The following is a 26,381-nucleotide window of genomic DNA, read 5'->3' on the forward strand; positions in this document are numbered from 1 at the left end:
ATGTATATCAGCTTATTTTATGATTTGGCCAGTTGTTTTTCACGCTCGCTATCTTTAAGCATTTTATTGATAGGTTTTGCTAATACCAATAACAATACAGCGGTAGCCACCAAAAAGATGGTCATGGTTGTAAACAAACCCGGTAACCCTTCAATTTTATCAGCAGATACATGACCACCAAAGAAAGCGGCAACCAAGTTACCCATGGCAATAGAGGCAAAGAAAAGTCCCATCATTTGGCCTTGCATGCCCTCTGGTGCCAGTTTGGTCATTGCAGACAAACCCACTGGGCTTAGTGCCAACTCACCCAACGTCAATAATAATAAACTACCTACCAGCCATAACGGTGATGCTAAGCCAGCACCAGGCGCTAAAATGCTCTTAGAGGCAAAAATCATCAATGAAAAACCTGCTGCCGCAAGTAACATACCAAGTGCAAACTTAGCCATACTGCTCGGCTCAAGACCTCGGTTAGCCATCTTGACCCAGATAATACTGACGATTGGCGCTAAGATAAGAATAAATAAAGGGTTCAATGACTGAAACCAAATACTTGGTACTTCAAACCCTAAGACATTAAGGTCAGTATAGCGATCAGCAAATAAGTTAAAAGACGTTGGCTGCTGCTCAAAACTTGACCAAAATAACGTTGAACCAATAATTAAGATAAAGCAGATCAATAGACGTAACTTATCCGTCTTATCTAAACGCGGTGAGATAAACATAATAGCAAAGTACAGTATCACCACGGCTGCAATGATATAAGTCATGTACTGCGCGACCATCTCAGGATTGAACGGCATAATACCCGTAGACACCAAAATAATAACCGCAACCAACAATGCTAAAAACCCTGCAACCCAGCGACCGATATTTTTATAACGACCGTTGGCATTTTCCCATTCAGCACTGATGCCTTTAGCCTTTGCGTAGCGTGTTAGATTTTTTTGCGCCGCAAATCGGTAGATGAGTAACGACACCAGCATCCCAAGACCACCGACACCAAAGCCGACATGCCACATGCCTTTTTCTTTAAAGATTCCGACGATCAGTGCCGCTAGTAGCGCACCAATATTGATGCCCATATAGAACAAAGTAAAGCCACCATCACGGCGTACGTCACCCTTGGTATATAGAGCACCAACCATCACTGAAATACAGGTCTTAAATAACCCTGAACCCAACACAATGCACATCAGACCGACAAAAAACAGCGTCATGCCAAATAACGCAGAGAGCGCAATGCATAAATGACCGAGCGCAATAATAATACTGCCCCACCAAAGAGCGCGCTCTTGCCCCAACCAGTTATCTGCTAGCCAACCGCCCGGTACTGCCGCTAAATACAATGAACCAGCAAAAATACCATAGATAGCAGATGCAGTGACCTCATCAAAACCAAAGCCACCACTGCCTACCGTTGCTACCATAAACAGGACTAATAAAGGACGGATACTATAATAAGAGAAACGTTCCCACATTTCCGTAAAAAATAGCGAGCGTAATGGCTTGGGATGCCCCATAAAGCCGTTGTCTAGCGCTTCCAATTCAGCCGCGCTAGCCCCTGATTGTGTTTCTATGCCCATAACTTTATTCCTTTAAAGATCATATTAGTAATGACCAAACCCCCAATTACTTAGATGAACGGTCATTATAGGCGGAATATTGTTTCACTTGGTTATGGCCAAGTAAAGAAAAAGTTGGCTATAAATTACACAAATACCCATAAAAAAACTCGTTCTCATCAGATGAGAACGAGTTTTTCTTTTGAGTCTTGACAGTAGTACTATCCTATTGATATCACTGCCGATAAAGACGCCATAATGCCACTCATTTTAGCGTAGAGTGTCACTATTTGGCTATTTAAATGACCATGTTACAGACTACTGTGCTGCTGCCGTATCATCAGCGGCATTGCCCGCATCTAGATCACCATCTGCTTGTTCAGCTGTCAAATCAGCATCAGCAACTGCCACTTGACTTACTGTGCCAGAGGCGGTCGCTGTACCTGCTTCCGCAGTGACGACCGTACTATCCGCATCTGTCGCTGGTGTTACAGTTGCATCTGCAGCAGCAGGTGCGGTCGCTTCTTGTGCGGTTGCGGCGTCTGCCTCAGCTGGCGCGGCATCTTCAGCAGCCACAGTTTCTGCTTCATCAGCAGCGGCTGAGTTTTCTGTCGTGTCAGCCGTAATATGCTCTCCTGCTGGACGCAAGAATGCTGAGACACCAATGAGTAATACAATCGCTAAAAATAAGCCAACGCCGCCTAAAGCATACAACAGCTCTTTTTTTGGATTGTTGTTGACGATATCTTCTGACATACCTTATCCACCTTGCACAGAATATTTGAAATATTTGGCTATTATATCGCAATTTATGCCCATTTGTTAAAACCCTTAACTATTTAAAGGGTTTATTATCGAAAAATTGCGAAACTTAGCATGTATCATTCTAATTAATTAGCTGATCGAACGGCCTCGAGGAGTCTCACGCTTGCCAAGATAGCTCAATAATAACAAGAGCGCAATAATGAGCAAAATCGGATAATTACCAAAGCGCATAAAGGGTGTGTTACCTACCCGTGCCTGAACATCACCGCGTAATACGGTACGTTCAAACTGCGGTGCACGCTCGACGATACGACCTTTATGATCGATAATAGCCGTCACGCCAGTGTTGGTCGCCCGCATAAACCAGCGACCGTTCTCAAGCGCGCGCATTTGTACCATTTGTAGATGTTGCAGTGGACCTGCCGATGTGCCAAACCATGCATCGTTTGAGATAGTTAATAAAAAGTCTGTTCCAATCGCGTTTTTACGGGTGGTATCAGGATAAGCAACTTCATAGCAGATGGCTGCACCCAAATTATGTCCGCGTACACGTAATGGTGACTGCTGATCACTACCACGGCTATAGCTCATGATGTCTTGGCTACCAGCTAAGTTAGGCAGGATATCGAGCAGGCCTTCAAATGGAATATATTCACCGAATGGCACGAGACGTTGCTTTTTATACAACCCTTCTGCCTGTGCACCCAATGCAACCACGCTATTATAAAATGGTGGATATTTATCTGTACTGGCATCAAATGCCGCTTCATCCTTATAAGGGATTCCTGTGACCCATGTGGTATCAGTCTCTTTGGCCATTTTGACCATTTCGTTGATAAAGCCAACGGCTTCGGTCTGAAACATTGGAATCGAGGATTCAGGCCATAAGACAATGTCACGCCCCCACTCGGTACGCGTCAAGGTTGCATAGATTTTTAAGGTTTCTACTTGATATTCGGTCAGCCATTTTAGGTCTTGCGGAATATTGCCTTGGATCAGCGATACCGATAAATTAGGCGTGCCCTTTGGTTTTGTCCATTGTGGATTAATAAGCCATAATGAAACACTCACTACGAGTAATGCGGCAGTCACAACCATATAACCACCACGACGACGCAAGAGCTCAACGGTACTTGCAGCCAACAGGATGGCGACGAAAGAAACCGCAAAAACACCAGCAACAGGTGCTAATGACGACAGCCAATACTGCTCGGTAAAGGCATAACCCACGAACAGCCATGGAAAACCGGTAAATAACCACGTTTTCATCCACTCTTGCAATACCCAAAGCGCCGCAAAAGCCAAGGGCTGCTTACCGACCATGCGATTAAAAACCAACGCCAAAAGTCCGTGGAACAAGCCCATACCAAGACCCATCAAAGCAATCATAATCAGCGCCAGCCATGCGGGCGTCGCACCATAGACATGGATAGAGGTATACAGCCAAAATGCACCCACGCACCACAATCCCGTACCGTACGCTTGACCAATAATAAAGGCACGGCGGCCTGTCATCTCAGGCATCAATAGCGCGTATAAGATAGCGGGCGATACCAGTGCTACTGGCCAAATACCATAAGGCGCGAGCGCAAAGATAAAGATTGCCCCTGCCAACCAAGCAATTAATATGGTCAGCCCCATAGGCAAACCCTTCGGTTTTTCGGGGTTCAGACGTTTTTGCAAATCAACAGTAGACAGACGCATAGCAGTTATCCAAAACCATATTATCTAAAATGTTACATGTTTAGTATTCAGTCGATATTTAACTTGAAGCTGGCTCAATGGTTATAAACGCCCTATCTTTTCAATAGTATTGTCTTATAAATATAGTCAAAATACCCCAAAAACGCGACGATACTGCTGATATCAATTTTTTGTAGCCTCTGTCTGCACAGGCACAGCAAGCAAGAAAAATTGATATCAGCAGTGCGTGATGTATCGATATTACTTTTCACTGACTATATAAGATTGATATAAATACAGCGTCTAAAAATCAAACCCGCCCATGATACCAGTCTGCGCTAATCAATGGGTAAATTTGCGTAGTAAAAAAAATGACTGCTAAAAGTGGCTATTGAAAGTGGCTATTGAAAGTGGCTATTAAAAGTGGCTATTGAAAGTAACTGACAGACAGCAAAAAACACGATCGCAATCGTGTTTTTATAAAAATTATCAGTGCGTTATCAAACTTATGAATGGCACGTATGACAATAACGTCAAAAATACATTAATGACTGCCTATCAATAGGTGCTGCTCAGGATTCGTTTTGGTCAGTTCTAGGTTTTGAATAAAACGACCTTCCACATCGGTGATGGTGATTTGCCAATCGTCTATCATTACACTCTCGCCTTCTAGGTCGCCTACATAACCCAGTGCCTGCATGACCAGACCGCCCATGGTATCGACATCGGTATCATCAAAACGACTGCCAAGCTCATCATTACAGTCTTCAATGACTGTCGATGCTTGCACACGCCAAGTATTTGGTTTGTCGGGATCAGCGATGATATTATTTATATCACTGTCTTCATCGAAGTCATCATGCTCATCGACGATATCACCAACGATTTCTTCCAACAAATCTTCCATGGTGACCACACCGCCAAAGTTACCGAACTCATCGACCACAATCGCCATATGTACTTGGGTACGCTGTAGTGAGCGCAGTAAAGTATCAGAACGCGCAGTCTCACTAATATAAAGTGGCTGACGTACCAAATCTTTTAGACGCTTGCTATCGATTTTATCTTCTTGGTCACGCACCATATGGACGAGAATAGGAATCAAATCCTTGGCCAATAAGATACCAATGACCGCATCATCATCTTGACTGTCAAAGACGGGATAGCGCGAATGGGTGGTTTCAAGGATGATATCCATCACTTCAGCAAGACTGGTGCTTTCGTGAATACCAATCACTTGTGGACGCGGGGTCATGATCTCGCGCACTTGTGTCGCAGGCAGATCGAGCACGCCCTCTAGCATGTCCACAGTATCAGGCTCTAAGAACTGGCGCGAATCCTGTACCAAACGAATCAGTTCATCACGGGTTTCGGGGGCGGTCGATAGCCAGCGTTTTAAGCCGCGCATCGACCAACTACTCGGGCTGGGAGTGTCGTCAGACATGGTGGTGTGATTTAACCTCTTTAGTTAATGGTAATTAATATCGTAAAAACATTAATATCGTAAAAATGTAGATGGGGATTAAAGTACTAAATAAAACCAGTCGTTTATGATTAATAAATACATAGACCAGTTTAAATTAGCTTCACTTTATCGCAAGGCTCAAAGACATTCAACGACAAATTCACTCAAATTGTACTGTCAGTGTGTTATAAACTTTGCTATGGTCAAAGCCTTTACTCATCAAAAAAAATCCTATGTCGCTACGTTCCCTTTTTCCTCGCTTACTCTCGATTGGTTCGCATAGCTCTGCGGCAAACAGTCGTCTTGCAAATCATGACTTAGAGAATGCATCATCAGACAGTAAGCAGCCAAAACATAAGTGGCGACATCGTCTTGTGCGGTTTTTTATCGCCGTCACACTGCTGCTATCAGCAGTCTGGTTACTATTGGCGATTTGGTATCAGTTTGGCGCGCACTCAGCTATAACGTGGCTGGCAACTATCGTCATTGTTGGCGTACTTAGCGCTTTGTTTTTTATGCGTTATTGGACAAATGATGCTAAGCAAGCACCTCAGAATATAACAGCGGACAGACAAGCTAGCGGCAAAAAAACCACGACTCAGCAAACAAAGGTCAAATGGCTAATCGGACTATACGCGACGATTTGGTGCCTAGGTGTTGGTTGGTTTATGTCTATCGAACCCCAGCAACAACGCGACTGGATGCCAGAAGTCAGCCAAAAAATCACTTATGAGCGTGACCCGAACAATCCCGATTTGATTACGCTCACCAATGTCCGCAACTTTGATTGGCATACCGAAGACGACGCGACGGCACGCTGGGAGACACGGACGATTGATATGTCAAAATTGTCTGGCGTCGATGTGGCGAACTCTTATTGGATGGGGCCACTGATTGCCCATACTTTGGTGAGCTTTCGTTTTGAAGATGATAGACCGCTCGCTTTCTCATTTGAGATTCGCAAAGAACAAGGCGAGTCTTTTTCGGCGCTCGCAGGATTTTTTAGACGTTATGAGCTGAGCCTGATTGCGGCCGAAGAGCGCGATATTATCTATACGCGGACGAATAAACGCGGTGAGCAAGTTTATCTATTGCCGGTTAGCCATTTGCAGCAACGCGAGGTCAAATCATTATTTGAGTCTTATCTAACCGCTGCCGATGAGCTAAATGCTCAGCCTGCGTGGTATAACACCTTGACCAGTAACTGTACCAATATTATCTTTTATATGGCGCGTCTGGTCAGCGGCGACCGTCTGCCGTGGGATTACCGAATTTGGGTCTCAGGCTGGCTACCAAACTATCTCTATGACGTCGGCATGCTCGATACCAACTCCCAATTAAATGAAGAACAGCAAGGCGAGCAAAACTGGTCGATGGACACTTGGTACGAGCGCACCCATATTAATCCAAAAGTTCGTGGGTTTGACAATCAATCTAATCTAGAATCAGGTATTAACAGTCGCGAATTTTCTACGCAAATTCGCCAAGGCATTCCTATTCCGCCCTTGGCTGATTCGCAAGCAAGCGCTGAGGCACAAGCCCAATCTGCAGCTCAAGCGTCTAAATAATCATAGATTAAGGCTTAACCCAATTCACCACACGCGTCTCCATCTCTTCATCAGACATGCCAATTTCAGAGACACAGCGACCTGCTACGCCCACATTGACAGCGCGCATTTTCTGCTGAGTCTCTACTGCATTTTGGGTCAGTAACAGATGCCAACTCGGCAGGTTTTGTCCTTTATACAATCGCTTGTAAGCGCAGTGCGATGGTAGCCACATCATCTGCGGCAAATTTTCCATGGTCAGCTGAATACAATCGGGAACATGTTCTTGGCGCGTGTCATAGTGCTGACAATAGCCCGTCGCACAGTCCATCAGCTGGCAGGTGACATCGGTGTATTCGACCAACTCCTCGTCCACATCGCCATTCTCATCTTCATCGATATACTTAATCAAACAGCAACTGCCACAGCCATCACACAACGCTTCCCATTCGCTATGGTTTAATTTATCTAAGCTAAAGCGTTCCCAAAAATGTGGGCGCAATGTTTCAGACGCTTCATCCGATTCGCTGTCAGGAAACAAGCTCACGATTGGGTCTGATTTCAGCGGCTGAACAGCATCAGCGTTTAAATTGGCAGCAGATTGATTTAACAAGTTAATAGTCATAGCATTGTAGTCGATTTTTTATAAAGAGACATTTTGATAAAGAGCGTTACAGTATTATAGCTGTTTTTACTGAGTATGGGCGTTAAGGTAGTACAAGTCAGAAAAACGAACCCTCACAATGACGAATAAATAAAACTTACAACATAAAAAAGGACAATAATATGTCAATTAAGACTTTCGAATTAATCAGTACAACCGAAAATGGTGTTGAGCTTATTAGCTATGTGGCATTGCCAGAAAACGCATCAGACGATAACTCAGTGCCAGGTATTTTAGTCGCACCAGAATGGTGGGGCGTGGTCGAACATCCAAAATCAGTGGTCGAACGCTTGGCAGCAGCAGGTTATGCAGCAGTCGCTATGGATGTCTATGGCGAAGGCAAACTAACCACAGATGCAGCCCAAGCCAACATGTGGATGGAGCAAGTATTAGAAGATCAAGATATGCTAATGGCACGCTGCCGCTTGATTCTCAATGATTTCAGTGATCAGTTGGCAGTCGATGGCGATAATTTAGCGGCAATCGGTTACTGCTTCGGTGGTAAAGTTGTTCTCGATATGGCGCGTGACGGTATGCCATTAAAAGCAGTTGCGACTTTCCATGGCAACCCATCAGCGAAACAGCCAGCAGACAAAAACTTCAAAGCCAAAGTATTAGTCGCTCATGGTCGTGATGACTCGATGGTATCCATGGAGGCAATCGAAGGTCTAAAATCAGAGCTAGATGCAGCAGACGTTGACTACACTATCGACGTTTATGACAATGCTAAGCACGGATTTACCAACCCACATGCCGATGAGCGTGCCGCTAAAAATGAGGTAGATCTTGGCTATAATGAAGCCGCTGCCAAGCAAAGCTGGGAAAACATGCTTGAGTTTATGAAAGCCAATTTAGCATAAAGAATATTTTGGTATAAAGATCATCAAAAAGGGCAGCTTAACTATTAAGCTGCCCTTTTATTTTGAGTCTCGTTTTCTCCACTGTCTCTTAGATGAGTAATCAGACCAGTCTTGTACTTCTGAGCAAATCAGGTCATTATCACTTTACTATAAGCTGGATTGAGTGACGAGGATGTTATATCTATTAGTGACCCAATTGGGGTGGCTGGCTTTTACCATTTTATTGATTGTGGTTGTCGCGTTATATACTAGAATAACTCGAAAAATCGAGCATTTGCGCCGTGATGTGATAAAGCTGCAAGCGGAGCTTGAGCAGCAAAAAGACCATAGTATGGCATCTTCACTGACTCGTTCGGCTGATGAAAGCGTTTATGCGCACGAGACTTCTCATGAAGACAGCACATCTAAAGAGACAAGTTTTGCTGCACAAAATTTGTCTACCGATAGTACGTCACCTCTGTTACCTCCATCGCCGCCCCCACTTCCCATGGTTACTGCAAGTCTCATCACACAGGCAACCCCAAACGTCTCTGATAATAAACCTATAAATAATCACGCCTCAATAACCACAAAAAACAACACACTGGTAGCGAAACCAAGCGCACCGATAGAGCCTGATGAACGCTCACTGCCTATCGTTACTTCATTGATTCATTCAATCAAAAACTGGTTTTTTGGTGGCAATTTGGTCGTGCGCGTTGGCGTCTTGGTATTGCTCGTAGGTGTGGTGCTACTGCTACGCTTGCTGAGCGAGTATATAGAGATTTCGATTACTGCAAAGCTCATGACTATCGGCATCGCAGGACTGGGATTGGCAGCACTGGGGTTAAAGCTAACGGCAAAACGTTTCTCGTATGGGATTACCTTACAAGGTGCAGGCTTAGCCATTGCTTATCTGAGTACCTTTTTTGCTTATAGTGTCTATCAAATTATCCCAAGTTTACCGAGCTTTATCGGGCTTGGGTTATTATCTGCCATTACTATTGCCCTCGCCGTACGCCAAAACGCTTTTCCTTTAGCGTTGTTGGCATTATCGGGCGGTTTTTTTGCGCCTATTTTGACCGGTAACGATACTGGCAGCTTAGTAACATTGTTCAGCTATTATTTACTTTTGAACGTGACGATTGCGATTATCGCGCATTACCGCCCTTGGAAAATACTCAACCTATTCGGTGTGGTCGTGACATTTGGGCTGGCTTACTACTGGGGCATAAGTGAGGATTTGAGTGCTGTCGTTGAAACGCAGCGTTGGTCATTGGTGGTATTGGTTACCTTGCACCTACTGCTTTATCTATTTGTCGTCATTCGCTACGCACAGCAAATCATCGCCTATAACATTCTTAATGAAGAAAATTCCTCTCATACAGATAACGCAAACAACGCAGATAACGTGGGCAAAGTTGATTCAGAAAATAACGGCTATGTATTTCCCATTGATACGGGCTTACTGTTTTCAGTACCGATATTGGCATTTGGCTTATTTGCTGCCTTATTAGATGACATCCCTAACGCTTTAACCATTACTAGCGCAGTTTTAGCAGTCATTTATTTAGGACTCGGCTGGGTGTTTGTCCAGCGCAGTCAGCGTTATGCCTTAATTACCGAGGGCATGTTGGCATTAGGCTTTGGCTTTTTGGCGCTGGTCATTCCGTTGGCATTAGATGCCGAATGGATTGCTTTTGGCTGGTCGGTACAAGGATTGGCACTGGTGTGGTTCGGACGACGCTCGCTACGCGCTTGGTCAGTGTTATTTGGTTTACTATTGCAGCTAATCAGTATAGGCATGTTGATGATAAAAGTGGTCTTTGCCGTTCAAGACTATCAAACATTGGCCTTAACCATTTCGGCGATGGCTTATCTAACCACTGTGTTTATTTTACGCGCTAGCAACTCGCCGGCTAGTTTAAACGTCGGCTTGGATAGCGAATTAAATAGCAACTTAATGTACTCTCAAGAGCAAACCACCACGTCAGATTCGATATTAACCTACGCCAATGCACTGGGTATCAGCGCCCAAGCCGCGCAGCAATGGCTAACCTCAATCAATAGCCAAAGCAACGTATTTAATCTTGTTTGGCGCAGTCCTCTATTAATACGGCTTTTAACTTTTACTGCTATGGCTTGGCTACTACAAGTATTGCTGCTTGATTTTAATCAATGGTTTACCAGTTGGACATTGGCAACGACGACTTTGATTGCAATCTCAGCACTGATCAGCTTGGGTACTTATTGGGTCATCAATCGTTATCGCTCGTGGGCAGAGATCAGACAGTTTAGTCACGGCTTATTAGTGGTGTTTTATCTCATGCTCGTTTTACAGCTACCGCAAAAATTCGAATTCCATTTAGCATGGCAGACAGCAGATTGGTTGTTGTTTACTGGCCTAATCATTGGTGGGTTGGTCATCGGACAGTTGTGGTTAAAGACGTGGTACGACCATGCAGAATTGTCACGCTACGATGGCGCGAGCTGGTTGGGCGCTGGAATTTTAGTCATCGCTGCCGCAGCTCACTATGGACTCGCAGATTCAGCTGGGGTGATGGCTATCTTGATTCCAGCCATTTTGATATTAGCAGGATTATGGTTCAGCTATCGTGATTCCGGTTATCGTCAGCAAAACACGCAAACGCATGAAGTGTTAAATCAAGGTTTTCTGTACTGGTTTGATTGGCAACAAGCGCTATTAAGCTGCGCGGCTATCTTCGCATCTATCGCCTTATTTTGGGTCGTCATTACCAACTGGTCTTACGATGGCATGATCTGGGGACTGCCCTACTTCCCACTGCTAAACTTATACGACATTACCTCATGGCTCGCGCTATTCGTTGGTTGCAGTCTATATTACATGAGCCAACATCGCCGTGACGAGAGGCGCATTGCATCAAATACCGATGTCAAATCCAAGCGTATATTCACCACTGATACTTTACTAATTGTATTGGGGCTTATCAGTTTTTGGTTGATATCTAGCATGTTGGTCAGGACGCTACACGCCTTTATCGCTACACCGCTATGGACTACAGACGCATGGAGTAGCGAGCAAGTACAGACGGGGCTAACCATTTTATGGACGCTCTTGGCTTTAGTCGCCACCATCATCGCCAGTCGCTACTGGCAGCGTGCGCTTTGGTTTATGGGCATCGGGCTACTGGGCATCGTTGTGCTTAAATTGGTGTTGGTCGATTTGTCACAGACTGAGGCGATTTGGCGAGTGATATCCTTCCTTGGTGCAGGCAGCTTGATACTATTGATTGGCTATCTCGCTCCCTTGCCTCCAGCACGCGAAGAAATAGAAAACCAAAATTAGGCGTAATGACAAATCTGGTTAAGTGAAATTGTGCCGTGAGCAATGTGGTTCTGTAGTAAACTGGACACCATTAGAAAGTAAGCGTTGATTGTCTTACTTTTAGCATTTTTTATAAAAGGTTATGAAAGCAGATGGATAAGAGAGTAAGTATTCAGTGGTTCCCTGGGCATATGAACAAAGCCCGTAACGAAATCAAAGAAATCATGCCGCAGATGGATTTGGTCATCGAGGTCATCGATGCGCGTATCCCTTATAGTAGTGAAAACCCAATGGTTGCGGCATTGCGTGGCGAAAAACCTGTCATCAAAATCCTGAACAAAGCCGACCTTGCTGATCCAGAATTAACCCAAGCGTGGATGGAATATCTTGAGCAGCAAAGCGGTGTCAAAGCCATTGCTTGCGATACCGAGAAAGCCAACGATGTAAAACGTATCATCGCCATCTGTAAACAACTGGTGCCCAATAAAGTTGGTACGGGTCGTCAGATTAAAGCCATGATTATGGGCATTCCAAACGTTGGCAAATCCACCTTGATTAACACCTTAGCGGGACGCGCTGTCGCAAAGACAGGTGATGAGCCAGCCGTGACCAAGTCGCAGCAGCTGATTAAGCTGGACGACGATATCATGCTCTATGATACCCCCGGAATGCTATGGCCAAAAGTCGAAAACGAACACTCTGGCTATCGTTTGGCAGCGACTGGTGGTATTCGTGATACGGCTTTTGACTTCGCTGATGTGGCCAGTTACACCGCTGAGTACTTGATGCATGCCTATCCTGAGCTGCTAAAAACTCGCTATAAAATTGAAGAATTACCTAAGACAGATTGGGAGTTTTTTGAAGTCGCTGGACGTAATCGCGGTTGTGTACGTTCGGGCAATAAAGTCGATACGTACCGCATGTCTGAGATTCTCGTGAATGAATTACGTAGCGCTAAAATTGGGCGCATTACGTTAGAAACGCCAGCAATGACCGAGGCTGAAGAACTCGTGGTCGCTGAACAAAGACTCGCTACAGAAGAAAAAAGAATTGCTAAAGAAGAAGAGAAGCGTTTGCGTCGTTTGAAAACGCGAAAGAATCGGAAGTAGGTCCACCAATAATATAAGCGACTATGAATCCATTAATACCATCAGCTAAAACTATTCAAATTTATCTGCCAAAAGGTAATCCTCGCGGGTTGCGCTTGGCAGAGATGACTACGCGTACCGTGCGTCTTATTGAGATTCCACGCATTCACATTGATGACTTTTTTGCGATGCCCGATGCTAATCAAGTGGGCTTATATTTCTTAATTGGTGAAACAGAAAGCACAGAAAAACCTTTGCTTTATGTTGGGCAAACTGGTGACCTTAAAAGGCGTCTCAATCAACACGATGATAAGGATTTTTGGACACGGGCTTTTGTCATGCTATCGACCAACAATTCCATGACCCAAACCCATGCGCTGTATATGGAACATAAGGCTATAGCGACTGCTACTCAAGTTGGACGCTATGAAATTAAAAATGGAAATAGTGGTAATCGACCGCATACGCCTGATCCATTAAAAGCTGACTGCGAAGAACTATTTCACACTCTTGATGTTTTATTATCAACATTAGGGCAACCTGTTTTTGAGTCTTTGAGTATCAATTTTTTTAACAATGAAAACATAACTGCCGATGCCTCTCATGTTAATCAAGTGGCAAAGCAGACTGACAAAATCTCTCATTATCCTGATCCCATATTATTTTATTGCAAAGCAATAGATGCCGAGGCGCAAGGCTATTATAACAATGATGGCTTTGTAGTATTAGCAGGTTCATTGTTACGTAAAAAGCAAATAAATTCAGTAGGGAAATGGGGAGCTCATAAACAAAAAGAGATGATAGTTAGTAATCTTTTAGTTGAGTATGATAGTAAGTCTTATAAACTCAAAGAAGATTATCTCTTTAAAACACCGAGTGGCGCAGCTCAGATAGTTACTGGACGTAATGCTAACGGTTGGTTGGTTGGTATGGAAAAATGAATCAGGTGAAACTTTAGATAGTGTTTATCGCTAACGCCTTTAATCCCAACATGCGACCCTCATATAAACTTCTTACTTTTGAATTGTTCGCCCATTGCCTATGACAGCTATTAATTTTATCCATGCCAATACTAACCTCAATTCCCTCGCCCCGCGCCTGCTCGATTGGTTTGCCGAAAACGGTCGCCATGACTTGCCTTGGCAGCAGCATCAAACCGATACGCCAAATCCTTATATCGTTTGGCTATCAGAAGTCATGCTACAGCAAACACAAGTAACGACAGTGCTACCCTATTTTGCCCGTTTTATGGACAGCTTTCCGACAGTGCAGGATTTAGCAGCAGCGGACTGGGATACTGTGGCGGAGCATTGGGCAGGGCTTGGCTACTATGCACGAGCGCGTAATTTGCATAAAGGCGCGAAGCAATTGGTCGGAGTCATTGATGAGACGGGCGACTTTCCGCAGACACTAGCAGGATGGGAAGCGATATCGGGTGTTGGGCCATCTACCGCTGGTGCCATTATGGCGATGGGCTTGCATCATTATGGCGTTATCTGCGATGGCAACGTTAAACGAGTAATCACACGTTGGGCAGCGATTGACGGAGACATTACTAAGTCTGCAACGACCAAAGAACTGTGGGCATTGGCAGAGCGACTGACACCTACAGAGAACTCAGGACTATTTGCCCAAGCGATGATGGATATGGGCGCAACGTTGTGTACTCGTAGCAAACCCGCTTGCTTATTGTGTCCATTGCAAGAGGATTGTATTGCCCATGCGCAAGGTCGCGAGACGGATTATCCAGTCAAAGCAAAAAAACAGCCTAAACCTAGCAAGTTTAGCAATGCACTGTTAATTAAAAATTCTGATGGCAATATATTGTGGTTACAACGCCCTGATAATGGCATTTGGGGCGGACTGTGGAGTTTGCCATTGCAGTTTGTTGAAAAAATTGACGGTAAAGTAAGTGGCAAAACAACTGCTAAAAAATCAGAAGTCAGCGATGATAAACCATTAAAAGTTGCTAGCAATGAAAAAATTTATGAAACAGAATTTACCACTGCTGAGCAAATTATTAACGAGTGGTTAGATAAGCATAAATTAGCAGCAAAAGCAGTCAGTAAAACTTTATTAGACGACGCTCCTATTAAGCATTCGCTGACCCATTTCCATTGGTATTTGACACCACAGTCGGTGACTTTAAATGCTAAGCAAACTGCCGAAATAACCGAAGCCTTACAAGCAGCAGAGATTAATATTCATTGGTTAAATGCTGATGATGCGCAGGCAACGCTTGGATTGCCACGAGCGATGGTTAAGATTTTAGAATAATCATATAAGCTATATCTCCATACCAATCATGCTTAGACCAACTGATTAAAGAACCACCTCATACACCATAAAAAAAGCGACTCACAATGAATCATGAGTCGCTTTTTTTATTTATGAAGTACTAGAAGCTTAAGACTTTGGCACTCGCAAGCGCATCAATCCTTCCTGCTGCACAGTGGCCACCAGCTTACCATCTTGCCAGAACTGCCCATGGTTTAAGCCTTTGGCATTAGACGTGGTATCACTCCACATGTCGTACAATAGCCAATTATTTAAATCAAAATTGCGATGAAAATGCATCGAATGATCGATACTGGCCGCTTGTAAGCCGCTGGTCATAAAGCTGACACCGTGCGACATCAGGCCGGTTCCCACCAGATAAAAATCAGAAGAGAATGCCAATAGTGCTTGCTGGATAGCAATGGGCTGCTTACCCAGTTCACGAATGCGCAACCAGTTCGCCTGTTTAGGTTTCATCGGCTCTGGATGAATCGGATCGCGCGGTTTGACTGGCTTAATCTCGACATGACGACGGCGCATAAAACGGGCTTTGAGCGCGTCTGGCACTTTACCGACATACTCTTCTTTTAAATCCTGCTCGGCGAGCAAATCTTCAGGCGGCGGATAGACTGGCATATCTTCTTGATACTCCAAGCCCTCTTCCATCGGTGAAAATGAAGCAATCATCGAAAATATCACTTGCTCAACTGGTGGCTTGCCACGCACTTCTTTATATTGAATCGCGGTCACTTCACGCGCAGACAGACTACGACCGTCACGTAGGCGGCGCACTTGATAAATGACGGGCTGAGTGATATCCCCACCGCGCAAAAAATACCCATGCAGTGAGTGACAGGGTTTTTCTTTATCTAGTGTATGCGCCGCTGCCATGATGGCTTGGGCAAGGACTTGTCCACCAAAAATACGACTGCCAACATAATCATGGCTTTTACCCTCAAAGACATCAGGAGTAACCTCGATAAGCGCCACCGTAGTTAGCAGCTCATCAATCAGTTGCGAATAATCGGACATGACGATATGTTTCCTTATTTTTATCAAAAACGCTACGCATCTAAAAATGAGCATCTAAAAACATGCACCCAACGATATCAATATGATATCGCGCAAGATCCTTTGCGGTTGAATGTAAAATAATATGAAATCACTTGCTGAAAATACACAAGAGAGATTTTAGAACAAAAAATACCGATGAAGTATCGCGATGATTAAACATTCATTATTCGGCAAGAAGGTCAACATCTTACCCAAAATTGTGAGCTTTGACTAGATAATGGCGGTGTATCCACCAGTATCCGTCTAATGCACTAACTTAGCGAATAAAGCACATAATATCAATTATGATAAATGAACAAAAAACGAGACGATTAAATACCTCGTTTTTATATCAGACTTTTAACTTATGGTTTTACTGCCACTAACACGCGGATAGAGTCTGGCACTAGCGATAAATTACTCAAGGCTTGCTCGCCTTGGGCTTTTAGTTGCTCAAGACGCTCAATCTCTGCAGGACGGACGTTAGGATTGATGGTTTGTAGGTGCTTTAGGCGTTTGATTTCACGTGACCACTGTTGGCTAAAGCGGGCGCTCGCCTGCTCACCAATCTCTGCAAGCTGCTGACGGGCAATGTCTTCGGCTTCATAATAACGCTGCTCAATCACATCGCCACGTACTTTAATCACTTGGCGGGCACGGTTTTTATCCAGACGTTCAATATGCGGCATGATCATATCGGCACTGATACGGGCGGATAAATCACTGCCTTGCTCACTGATAAACACACGGATATTTTGTGTCGTCAACGTCGCTGGCAAATTGAGCAATCTCGGCGCAATCGCTTCGACGCGGAAATTCACTTCGAGCAGTACCATACCTTGTGGCACAGCAGAACTTTTTAGCATCGCAACCGTGGTATTACCAAAGGTGCTGGTACTCGCCAGCTCATAGATAGCGCGCATCAATGGATGCTCATGAGTGATGAATTCGATATCTTCACGCTGTAGTGCTTGCTCACGCTCAAAGGTCAAGGTCATACCGTCTTCATCACCAAGTGGCAAGCCATCGATATAATCACTAATCTCTGTGCTATCAATCGGGGCAATCACCCACGAGCCATCGCGCTGGATATTGTGATCAATATTGGCTGAGGCAAAAAAGCGCTCGATAAACTGCGGCAATAGATTATGACCATCAAAATCACGCATGGCGTCCGCGATACGACCAGCGACACGGGGACGGCACGAGTTATATTCTAATAGGCGATCACGACCCGCTTGTAGCTGCGCCTCTAGCCCCAATCGCGTCTGTTGTGCTTCTTCGATAATACTTTGCAGAATCGTACGATTAGCATCGGTATCCGCGCCTTCAAGCATCGGCTTAAGCTCTTGGATATACTGCTCTTGCACGCTCTGCGCGGTCGGTGAAATCTGATTAAACATATTCAGCGCATCGTGATACCAATGATACAATCGCTCTTGCGCTGTGCCCTGTACATAAGGCACGTGCAGCATAATTTGTTGTGTTTGCCCGATACGATCTAAGCGACCGATACGCTGCTCCAAAGTATCTGGATTGGCGGGTAAATCCCATAGTATCAGCTGGCTGGCAAACTGGAAATTACGACCTTCCGAGCCAATCTCCGAGCACAATAGTATCTGTGCGCCTTCACTATCGGCAAAGAATGCCGCTGCTTGGTCACGCTCAAGCAATGTCATCTGCTCAGTAAAGATAGCCGTCTTAATGCCTGCATGCAGACGTAATACCGCCTCCAAGCTCTCAACGGTCGCGCCACTACGGGCAATCAGTAATACTTTTTTATGCTTAAGCTCACCGCGCAAAATCTCAATCAACCATGGCACACGTGGATCGTCTTCTAGCCAGCCACCATCAGGTTGATTTTCTTCGCCCCACAGCTGCTCGCGCAATTTGCCATTGGTTTGATAGCTGTCTATCCATGCGGCAGGTAATGCCAGTGGATACGGCTGGCTGCTACGACCATAAAACCCTTTAACACTTTCACGAGTATTACGGAATAAAATACGGCCTGTACCATGACGATCTAATAGCTCATTGAGCGCATGTGTGCGCAATTTTTCATCATCATTAATCGTTGCCAACTCATCCATGCTGATGTCTAGCAAACTGCTTAACGCGGCAATTTGACTGTCACTCAAAGGCTTATCTTCGATTAACACACCAGCGACAGCAGCCGTTTCAGCAAAGGCTTCTTGACCATCGATAAACTCATCCAAATCATCAAAGCGATCTGGATCGAGCAAACGCAATCTAGCAAAGTGACTTTGTGCCCCAAGCTGTTCAGGCGTCGCTGTCAGTAGCATAACCCCTGGTGTCTCTTCGGCAAAGTCAGCAATCAAGTCATATTTATCGTTGCCACCTTGCGCCTCGTCCCAATGCAGATGATGCGCCTCATCGACCACCAATAAATCAAACCCTGCATCCATCGCTTGATCATACAAGTCAGGATGATCGAGCAATAGATCCATACCAGCAATGATACATTGCTCAGTCGCAAAGACATTTTGTTCAGGATCGTGTTCTTTAATGGCTGCCGCACGTACCAAATCAAACAGCGCAAAATTCAAGTTAAAGCGACGACGCAGCTCAATCATCCACTGATATTGTAGACTGTCTGGCACTAGGATAAGCACACGCTCAGCTTTGCCCGTTAACAACTGCTGATGGATAATCAAACCCGCTTCGATGGTTTTACCCAGACCCACTTCGTCAGCGAGCAACACACGCGGTGCAATACGTTTGCCAACTTCATGGGCGATATAGAGCTGATGCTCAATGATATCGACACGTGCGCCCATCATGCCTTTGAGTGGATGACCAGCAAGCGCCGATTGCATACGCAAGATATCTTGACGCAGCTCGTACCAATCACCGCGCTCAATACGACCAGCTAGCAGACGCTCAAGCGGCTTAGCCAAGGTGATATTGGCAGCGAGACGGGTTTCCATAATGCCGCGCTCGTGTTCATCGACACCGTATTTGAGCACGCCCATCACTTCATCAACCGCATTGACCAGATAGCACTTGCCATCTTGGTCATAAATGCTATCGCCAACTTTGAACACCACGCGTGATAATGGCGCGGAGTTTTTCGCATAGACGCGCGTCTCTTCACTTTGCGGAAATAAAATATGTACACATCGGTCGTCTACATCGATGACCACACCTAAGCCCAACTCGGACTCCGTATCAGATAAATAACGTTGACCAACGGCGAATTCGGTGCTGTGCAATGAAGCGATAGAGATAGTCATAAGGCGATGTCTTTTTGTACTCAGATGATAAGAAAATAGGTAGATAGCAATGGTGGCTAGTAATGCTGGCAAAGGTTACTTACTCACGCCGCTACCCGTCAAAAAACGTCAGTGCAAAGCAGCCACATAAATCAAGCCAACGTTTTGGCCGAACCATTATATAACGTTAGCGGCTAGATGAGTGCGTTAAGTTGACTTTTCAAGAGCAGATTGATGCAAGATTATTTCAATGCCAAGCATAAGTTGGTCATATAAAATAATAAGATAACGACTCATCATTAAAAACCATTCAACAACATGCTACATTAAGCCGATAATCATGCAAACCCATTTAAAATAACAATGAGATAAGGAATAGCCATGCAAGCGGTTTTTTTAGATAAAGGTACGTTTTCTGATGGCGTCGACTTGCCAGCACCGACAGGCATCAGTGATTATGTGATTTATGATGACACGCCAAAAGACAATGAGGTCATTTTGGCGCGCTGCAAAGACGCTGATATTATCATCACCAATAAAGTCCAAATTGACGCTGACGTAATAAGCAAACTCCCCAACCTGAAGCTTATCCAGCTGACAGCGACCGGTATGAATAACGTCGACCAAGAGGCTTGTGTTGAGCATAATGTCGCGCTATATAACGTCGCAGGTTACGCGGTTAAAAGCGTGCCTGAGCATACCTTTATGCTCATGCTGACAGCTATGCGTGCCGGTATTTATTATCATCAAAAAGTCGCTGACGGCACATGGCAGGCAAACGGTAATTTTTGCCTGCTGGATATTCCGTTGATAGATTTGGAAGATAAAACGCTAGGGATTATTGGGGTCGGCACTATTGGTAAACGCGTCACCGAGATTGCCCGCGCTTTTGGCATGACGGTATTGTGGGCGGAACATCAGGAGCGTACGCCTCGTAGTGACGACTATACCGCGTTTGATGAGGTGCTTGCCCGCACTGATGTGCTGAGCTTGCATTGTCCATTAAACGAGCAAACCCAGCATCTCATTAATGCAGATACTCTGGCAAAAATGACCAAGCAACCACTTATCGTCAATGTGGCTCGCGGCGGCGTTGTCGATAGCCAAGCACTGACCGATGCCATCAATAATGAGCAAATCATCGGCTATGCCAGCGACGTGTTTGAGCAAGAGCCGATTGTCAAAGACGACCCTTTATTGACCCTTGCTAACCATCCACGCGTCATATTTAGTCCGCACAATGCGTGGGGCAGCAAGAGTGCGCAAGAAACCTTATGGCAAATGCTAAGCAACCAAGTCGCTGACTTTATTGATGACCACCAAAATGCTAACGGCTAAAACGTAACCAGTCGTCTTTTATTTTACGGTGTTTGAGCATAATGCGGTCGCTGACATAATTATTCGTCACATGCCAAGGGTAGCGATCGCCTTGCTTGGGTAACTCGTCCTGAGCTCGCTTAATATAACCCGCCGATAGCGCACCCATCACCGTATCTGACTGAACTTGTACTTTTTCACGCTTGGTCTCAGCTTGTGGCACAGCGACCTGATAACGATGGGTCTGCATATAATCAAGTAGCCGTACGATATACTGAGAAGCTAAGTCTACCTTTAAAGTCCACGAAGCATTGATATAACCAAACATCACGGCCATATTGGGCACATCCTCAACTAGGACTGCTTTGTAGGTCATACGTGCACCCACTTTGACTGGCTGACCATCAATATACAATGACGCGCCGCCGAGCATTTGCAGCTTCAATCCCGTTGCGGTGACAATAATATCAGCATCGAGATGTTTACCCGACTCAAGCATGATGCCCGTTTTAGTAAAGTGGCTGATTTGGTCAGTGACCACCCCTGCTCTTTTGCTGTGCAAGGTATTGAATAAGTCACCATCTGGCACCGCACAGAGTCGCTCATCCCATGGATTGTAAGCAGGAACAAAATGATCAACAGCGACACCACTACCTTTTAACTCTCTTTTCACGCCATAGGTTAATAACGCTTTTAACACTTTCGGTGCATGGGCAGCAAACTGATAAACGCCTTGCTGTCTTAAGACGTTACGCGCCCGCAATAGCGTATAAGCTTGCTGTTTTGATAAAGGCGAAAATTTAGCAGATAGCCACTCAAGCGCATAATCATCGCCAGGTACGCTTGCCACATAAGTCGGCGAACGTTGCAGCATCGTGACGTGCTGCACGCATTGACCATCGTCTTCATTGACCATCGCAGGCAACAACGTCATCGCTGTGGCACCGCTACCAATAATGACCACTTTTTTATCATGATAATCAACGTTGTTCCAATGCTGTGGATGGACGATTTGACCTTGGAAATCTTCTTCCTTTTCAAAATGCGGTTGATAACCCTGCTCATAGTCATAATAGCCGGTTGCCCCGACGACGAAGTTTGCGGTCAACGTAGACACCTCACCACTCACATGATTTTTGATCGTGGCTGACCACTGTTGATCACGACTTGACCACGACAGCTGCTGCACTTCATGCTGATAGCGAATATGTTCAGTAATGCCAAATTCACGCGCCGTATCAGCGATATAACTCTTAATGTCTTCACCTGCTGCCAGCATTCGATGATCCAACCATGGTCTAAAACTATAGCCAAAGGTCAAGGCATCAGAATCAGAGCGAATACCAGGATATGTAAATAAATCCCAAGTACCACCTAGATCCGAGCGCTTTTCTAATACGATAAATGGTGGCGTTTTTGCCTGCTTACTCACTTTCTTTTTTGACTTGCGTTGTTGTAATTGACAGGCCATCCCGATACCGGCAAGCCCTGCACCGACGATAAGCACATCACAATCTACTGGCGGCGCTGCTGGTGATTTTTTGCGTTTAAAGCGCTTCTTGATGGCTTGTCTGGTCGCAGTGATATTAAGCATAATTTTATCCCTATAGTTAGCTTACTTACTTTTTATCCCATAACATAATATTGGTAATAATGTTTAAACAACCTATAACGCAAAGCAGACGCCTTAAAAAGGGCTGGGACTCTCCCAGTCCATCCACGCACCTAGTACCGGATGTTTGAGACGCAGTTGCTGCGCATGCAGATTGAGCCGTGGCGCAATTGTCAATGCATTCCCTTCAGCATAAATGGGGTCGCCTATCATGACGTGACCGACGTGCACCATATGGACGCGCAACTGATGACTGCGCCCAGTGACTGGTTTTAACATCACTCGCGTGACCGTTTGACCGTTGCAGTCTTCATGCGCAAGCACTTCATACAAGGTTAGCGCGTGCTTTGACCAGTCGTGGTCAACGATGTGGCGCGGTTTGGTGCTTGGCTCATAGCGTACTGGCACTGAGATTTTGCCTTTTACACCCACGCTCTCCCATGCGCCAAAAACCCGTGCTTGATACTTTTTTTGCGGCAGACGTTCAATAAACTGCTTACTGATATTGGTTTGCGCAGCGGCATTTTTTGCAAAAATCAATAAACCAGAGGTATCCATATCCAGTCGGTGAATCAACTTAACCGCAGGATTGGCACGCTCTAGTCGCGCCAGCAAACTCACCTTTAGCGTTTTGCCATCGACACTCAGCAGTCCTGCTGGCTTATCGACCACCCAGATATCGTCATCCTCGTAAACGGTAACGTCTTTCGCGAACGCTTTGAAGAACTCAAGCGGATAGGCGCTTTCTTGGGCGTTAAGGGTTAGGATTTTTTCATCAGTAAAAGGCATAAAAGAAGCTACTTATATTGTTGAGCTTGAGAATAAATACTGTCATGCATTAAAAATGCTAAGCCGAAGATTGCATCTAAACGGACCTATCGACATAAGGTTTATTGCTAAAAGTTGAGACTGAACCAAACCATGAGAACCATGTTCGAGCACAGAGCTAAAACGACAATAGATGGCAAAGGTGACAGGTAAAACAGTACTTGTGTCGTTATGTGTTGATTTATTGTGCTAATAGTAATTGTTGAGCAATTTAACCGGCCTGTATCTGTCAAATCTGGGCAAACATGTTAATATAATGGCACATTTTCACCACTTCTTAACGCTTCTTTAGCTACTGACCAATCTATTATTAAACCAATATGCATGTCGATGAGTAGCGATAGAAATAATAAAACAAGAGAGAAAAATTATGTCAGACCTTATTGTTAACACCACCGATGCAAATTTTGACCAAGACGTCTTACAATCAGATGTACCAGTATTGGTAGATTTTTGGGCAACGTGGTGTGGTCCTTGTAAAGCAATTGCCCCTATTCTAGAAGACCTAGCATCTGAGTATCAAGGCAAAATCAAAATCGTCAAAGTTGATGTGGACAACAACCCACAAGCAGCCAGCCGTTTTGGTATTCGTAACATCCCAACGCTATTTGTATTCAAAGATGGCGAAAAAGTTGACTCAGTAATGGGTTTACAACCAAAAGCTGAATTGGCTAAAGTAATAGATAAACATCTATAAGTGATACTGCTAGTTTTAACTAGTTTAAATACTAGCAAATGCACAGAAAGCCAGATTAATCGAAAAAGCCATTATCTTGTATAGGTAATGGCTTTTTTGCTTGTTTTTTATGCAAAAACCGCAATTATATGACTTTTTTAGCAAAAATTATTGACAATGCCATTATGAAAACCGTATAGTCTGCTGACAAGAGAAAACTAACGGTTTTCCTAAGTATCTTGTCGCTATTCTCCTCGTGTTTATCAACAAAAACACAATCGTCATTATAAACACCATTACTGAACGAAATGACTAAACACAATTACTGATACTGAGTTTTTGACGCAGACTCTTATGTGGCCTTCTTTATCTTCATTTCTTATGACCTTGCAGCAAAACCCGCAACGCGTACGTAAGCTGACACATAAAACTTTTACTACATAAATCCAGCTCTGTGCCCACACCCTCTATCGCCCTACAATCGTTGTTTTAATCAATATCGTGATTCGTGCTGCTAATGGCATCTCTCATCTGACCAATTGCTAATGACCTATCTATGAATCTAACTGAATTAAAGAAAAACTCAATCGCCGAGCTATTGGCCATCGCCAAAGAAATGGGTCTTGATAATATGGCGCGTAGCCGTAAACAAGATATCATCTTTGCTATCCTAAAAACCCATGCTCGTAACGGTGAAGCCATCTACGGTGATGGTGTACTTGAGGTTCTCCCTGATGGTTTTGGTTTTTTACGCTCCTCAGAAGGCTCTTATTTAGCAGGCCCTGATGATATCTATGTCAGCCCCAGCCAAATTCGTCGCTTTAGCCTAAAGACTGGCGATAGTATCGCTGGCACCATTCGCCCGCCAAAAGATTCTGAGCGTTATTTTGCGCTATTGAAAGTTGGTGAAATCAACTTTGATACGCCAGATCGTTCACGTCATAAGCTTATCTTCGAGAACTTGACTCCCCTATTCCCAACTGAGCAACTAAAGCTCGAGCTAGGTAACGGTACTACTGAAGATTTGACTGGTCGTATTATCGATCTGATTGCTCCGATTGGTAAAGGTCAGCGCTCTATTATCGTCGCACCGCCAAAAGCCGGTAAAACGATGTTGCTACAGACCATTGCCCAATCCATCACTCGTAACAATCCTGAGTGCTATCTAATCGTGCTACTGATCGATGAACGTCCAGAAGAAGTCACCGAGATGGTACGTACGGTACGCGGTGAAGTGGTTGCTTCGACCTTTGATGAGCCACCTCAGCGCCATGTACAGGTTGCCGAAATGGTCATCGAAAAGGCCAAGCGTCTGGTGGAGCACAAGCAAGACGTTGTCATCTTACTTGATTCTATTACTCGTCTGGCACGTGCTTATAACACTGTCATTCCTTCATCGGGTAAAGTACTGACCGGTGGTCTGGATGCCAATGCGCTGGAACGTCCAAAACGTTTCTTCGGTGCCGCACGTAATGTTGAAGAAGGTGGTAGCTTGACGATTATTGCCAGTGCCCTTATCGATACTGGTAGTAAGATGGATAGTGTTATCTTTGAAGAATTTAAAGGTACCGGTAACCAAGAGATTACGCTTGAGCGTGATTTGGCTGAAAAACGTGTCTTCCCTGCCATTAATATCAAAAAATCTGGTACTCGCCGCGAAGAGCGCCTGCTTGATGAAGATAAATTGCGCAAAGTTTGGATTCTACGCAAATTGCTACAGCCGATGGATGGCGTGCAAGCCACTGAATTCTTATTGGATCGCTTAAAAGAAGCGAAGACCAATGATGAATTCTTTGAGCAAATGAAACGTAAATCGCAAAACTAATCGTCTTATCACTTCTATTATAAAAAAGATCGCTTCTAAGCGGTCTTTTTTTATAACTAAAGAAACTAGGGCACACGAAAACAGTTAGCGTATTATTGAATTAAATACAATAATCCTAAGCAAAGGCGCTACCATCGATACAGTGAGGCAACATACTTTACAGTACATTTGCAAAGATTAGCGTTTTTACCACGACTAGAAAGGTACCAAACGATTACTATAGGAAATAGTAGAACGTCTTCGAAAATATCATGTATATTGTATTTTAAATTTAACGACTCAACAGGTGACATTATGAAATTTGCTAAAACTCTTGCAATGACTGCACTTACTAGCTCGGCTCTTATTATGGGTGGCTGTAACGGATACAACAGTGGTTTGAGTAACACGACTAAAGGTGCTGCTGCTGGCGCTGCTGCTGGTGCACTTATCAAAAGTGGCGGCGATAGCAAAGACATCGCTCGTGGCGCACTTGGTGGTGCTGCAATAGGTGGTGCTGGTGCTTATATTTTAAATAACAGCAGATAATCTCTAATTAGGTTAACTGCTTTTATTCTGTATACGCATAATTCTGCTTAGAATGTTTTAAGACAAAAAAAGCCTGCAATCAATTGCAGGCTTTTTTGTGTTTAGCATT

The 26,381-nt window shown here is 44.6% G+C and carries 19 protein-coding genes; 10 read left to right on the forward strand and 9 right to left on the reverse strand.

The window, feature by feature from the left end; translation table 11 throughout:
• Positions 1-17 precede the first annotated feature (17 nt).
• From ACMFL8_RS13120 to ACMFL8_RS13135, 4 genes are all read right to left on the reverse strand, one after another.
• Complete coding sequence (locus ACMFL8_RS13120; RefSeq protein ID WP_413191231.1) at positions 18-1,586, reverse strand: peptide MFS transporter; 1,569 nt, start codon at positions 1,584-1,586, stop codon at positions 18-20.
• Between the two features lie 297 nt (positions 1,587-1,883).
• Positions 1,884-2,321: a hypothetical protein gene (locus ACMFL8_RS13125; RefSeq protein ID WP_413191232.1), complete on the reverse strand. Its 438-nt coding sequence runs from the start codon at positions 2,319-2,321 to the stop codon at positions 1,884-1,886.
• Positions 2,322-2,459: 138 nt separating this feature from the next.
• A complete protein-coding gene (gene lnt / locus ACMFL8_RS13130; RefSeq protein WP_413191233.1) occupies positions 2,460-4,034 on the reverse strand; it encodes an apolipoprotein N-acyltransferase in 1,575 nt (524 codons plus the stop codon).
• Positions 4,035-4,557: 523 nt separating this feature from the next.
• Positions 4,558-5,457, reverse strand: coding sequence for a CBS domain-containing protein (locus ACMFL8_RS13135; RefSeq protein WP_189586115.1), 900 nt, complete (start codon positions 5,455-5,457; stop codon positions 4,558-4,560).
• Positions 5,458-5,711: 254 nt separating this feature from the next.
• On the opposite strand from ACMFL8_RS13135, the gene ACMFL8_RS13140 reads away from it, so the two are divergent.
• Positions 5,712-7,046 (forward strand): DUF4105 domain-containing protein, encoded by a 1,335-nt coding sequence (locus tag ACMFL8_RS13140; RefSeq protein ID WP_413191234.1) that lies wholly within the window; start codon positions 5,712-5,714, stop codon positions 7,044-7,046.
• Between the two features lie 7 nt (positions 7,047-7,053).
• Here ACMFL8_RS13140 and ACMFL8_RS13145 read toward each other — a convergent pair whose 3' ends face one another.
• Entirely contained in the window at positions 7,054-7,650 is a 597-nt protein-coding gene (locus ACMFL8_RS13145; protein WP_413191235.1) for a YcgN family cysteine cluster protein, read from the reverse strand.
• Positions 7,651-7,811: 161 nt separating this feature from the next.
• Between ACMFL8_RS13145 and ACMFL8_RS13150 the strand changes: the two genes are divergently transcribed.
• The 5 genes from ACMFL8_RS13150 (at position 7,812) to mutY (ending at position 15,200) form a co-directional block, all read left to right on the forward strand.
• Positions 7,812-8,549, forward strand: coding sequence for a dienelactone hydrolase family protein (locus ACMFL8_RS13150; RefSeq protein ID WP_413191236.1), 738 nt, complete (start codon positions 7,812-7,814; stop codon positions 8,547-8,549).
• Positions 8,550-8,721: 172 nt separating this feature from the next.
• Positions 8,722-11,856 (forward strand): DUF2339 domain-containing protein, encoded by a 3,135-nt coding sequence (locus ACMFL8_RS13155; protein ID WP_413191237.1) that lies wholly within the window; start codon positions 8,722-8,724, stop codon positions 11,854-11,856.
• Between the two features lie 131 nt (positions 11,857-11,987).
• Positions 11,988-12,944 (forward strand): ribosome biogenesis GTPase YlqF, encoded by a 957-nt coding sequence (gene ylqF, locus ACMFL8_RS13160; protein ID WP_210541213.1) that lies wholly within the window; start codon positions 11,988-11,990, stop codon positions 12,942-12,944.
• Positions 12,945-12,967: 23 nt separating this feature from the next.
• A complete protein-coding gene (locus tag ACMFL8_RS13165) occupies positions 12,968-13,864 on the forward strand; it encodes a GIY-YIG nuclease family protein (RefSeq protein ID WP_413191238.1) in 897 nt (298 codons plus the stop codon).
• 100 nt (positions 13,865-13,964) lie between these two features.
• Positions 13,965-15,200, forward strand: a complete 1,236-nt coding sequence (gene mutY, locus ACMFL8_RS13170) for an A/G-specific adenine glycosylase (RefSeq protein WP_413191239.1) — start codon at positions 13,965-13,967, stop codon at positions 15,198-15,200.
• Positions 15,201-15,329: 129 nt separating this feature from the next.
• Here the strand turns inward: mutY and ACMFL8_RS13175 are convergent, their stop codons facing one another.
• On the reverse strand, positions 15,330-16,232 hold the full coding sequence (locus ACMFL8_RS13175) for an acyl-CoA thioesterase (RefSeq protein WP_413191240.1): 903 nt from the start codon (positions 16,230-16,232) through the stop codon (positions 15,330-15,332).
• Between the two features lie 386 nt (positions 16,233-16,618).
• Positions 16,619-19,507 carry an RNA polymerase-associated protein RapA gene (gene rapA / locus ACMFL8_RS13180; protein WP_194620905.1) on the reverse strand — a complete coding sequence of 963 codons (2,889 nt, stop codon included), beginning with the start codon at positions 19,505-19,507 and terminating at the stop codon, positions 16,619-16,621.
• A 360-nt stretch (positions 19,508-19,867) separates the two neighbouring features.
• Between rapA and ACMFL8_RS13185 the strand changes: the two genes are divergently transcribed.
• Entirely contained in the window at positions 19,868-20,824 is a 957-nt protein-coding gene (locus ACMFL8_RS13185; protein WP_413191241.1) for a D-2-hydroxyacid dehydrogenase, read from the forward strand.
• On the opposite strand, the gene ACMFL8_RS13190 is transcribed toward ACMFL8_RS13185, so the two are convergent.
• Positions 20,814-22,397, reverse strand: coding sequence for a flavin-containing monooxygenase (locus ACMFL8_RS13190; RefSeq protein WP_413191242.1), 1,584 nt, complete (start codon positions 22,395-22,397; stop codon positions 20,814-20,816). The two genes, ACMFL8_RS13185 and ACMFL8_RS13190, sit on opposite strands and share 11 nt — an antisense overlap.
• A gap of 93 nt (positions 22,398-22,490) precedes the next feature.
• On the reverse strand, positions 22,491-23,204 hold the full coding sequence (locus ACMFL8_RS13195; protein ID WP_413191243.1) for an RluA family pseudouridine synthase: 714 nt from the start codon (positions 23,202-23,204) through the stop codon (positions 22,491-22,493).
• A 409-nt stretch (positions 23,205-23,613) separates the two neighbouring features.
• On the opposite strand from ACMFL8_RS13195, the gene trxA reads away from it, so the two are divergent.
• The 3 genes from trxA to ACMFL8_RS13210 all read left to right on the forward strand — a co-directional run bounded on the left by trxA (position 23,614) and on the right by ACMFL8_RS13210 (position 26,272).
• A complete protein-coding gene (gene trxA, locus ACMFL8_RS13200) occupies positions 23,614-23,940 on the forward strand; it encodes a thioredoxin (protein WP_010197853.1) in 327 nt (108 codons plus the stop codon).
• A 535-nt stretch (positions 23,941-24,475) separates the two neighbouring features.
• Positions 24,476-25,744 (forward strand): transcription termination factor Rho, encoded by a 1,269-nt coding sequence (gene rho, locus ACMFL8_RS13205; protein WP_010197854.1) that lies wholly within the window; start codon positions 24,476-24,478, stop codon positions 25,742-25,744.
• A 294-nt stretch (positions 25,745-26,038) separates the two neighbouring features.
• A complete protein-coding gene (locus tag ACMFL8_RS13210; RefSeq protein WP_194620912.1) occupies positions 26,039-26,272 on the forward strand; it encodes a hypothetical protein in 234 nt (77 codons plus the stop codon).
• Positions 26,273-26,381: the final 109 nt, after the last annotated feature.

It is taken from the genome of Psychrobacter sp. AT9 (assembly GCF_047272965.1).
GTDB classification, from domain to species: domain Bacteria; phylum Pseudomonadota; class Gammaproteobacteria; order Pseudomonadales; family Moraxellaceae; genus Psychrobacter; species Psychrobacter glaciei.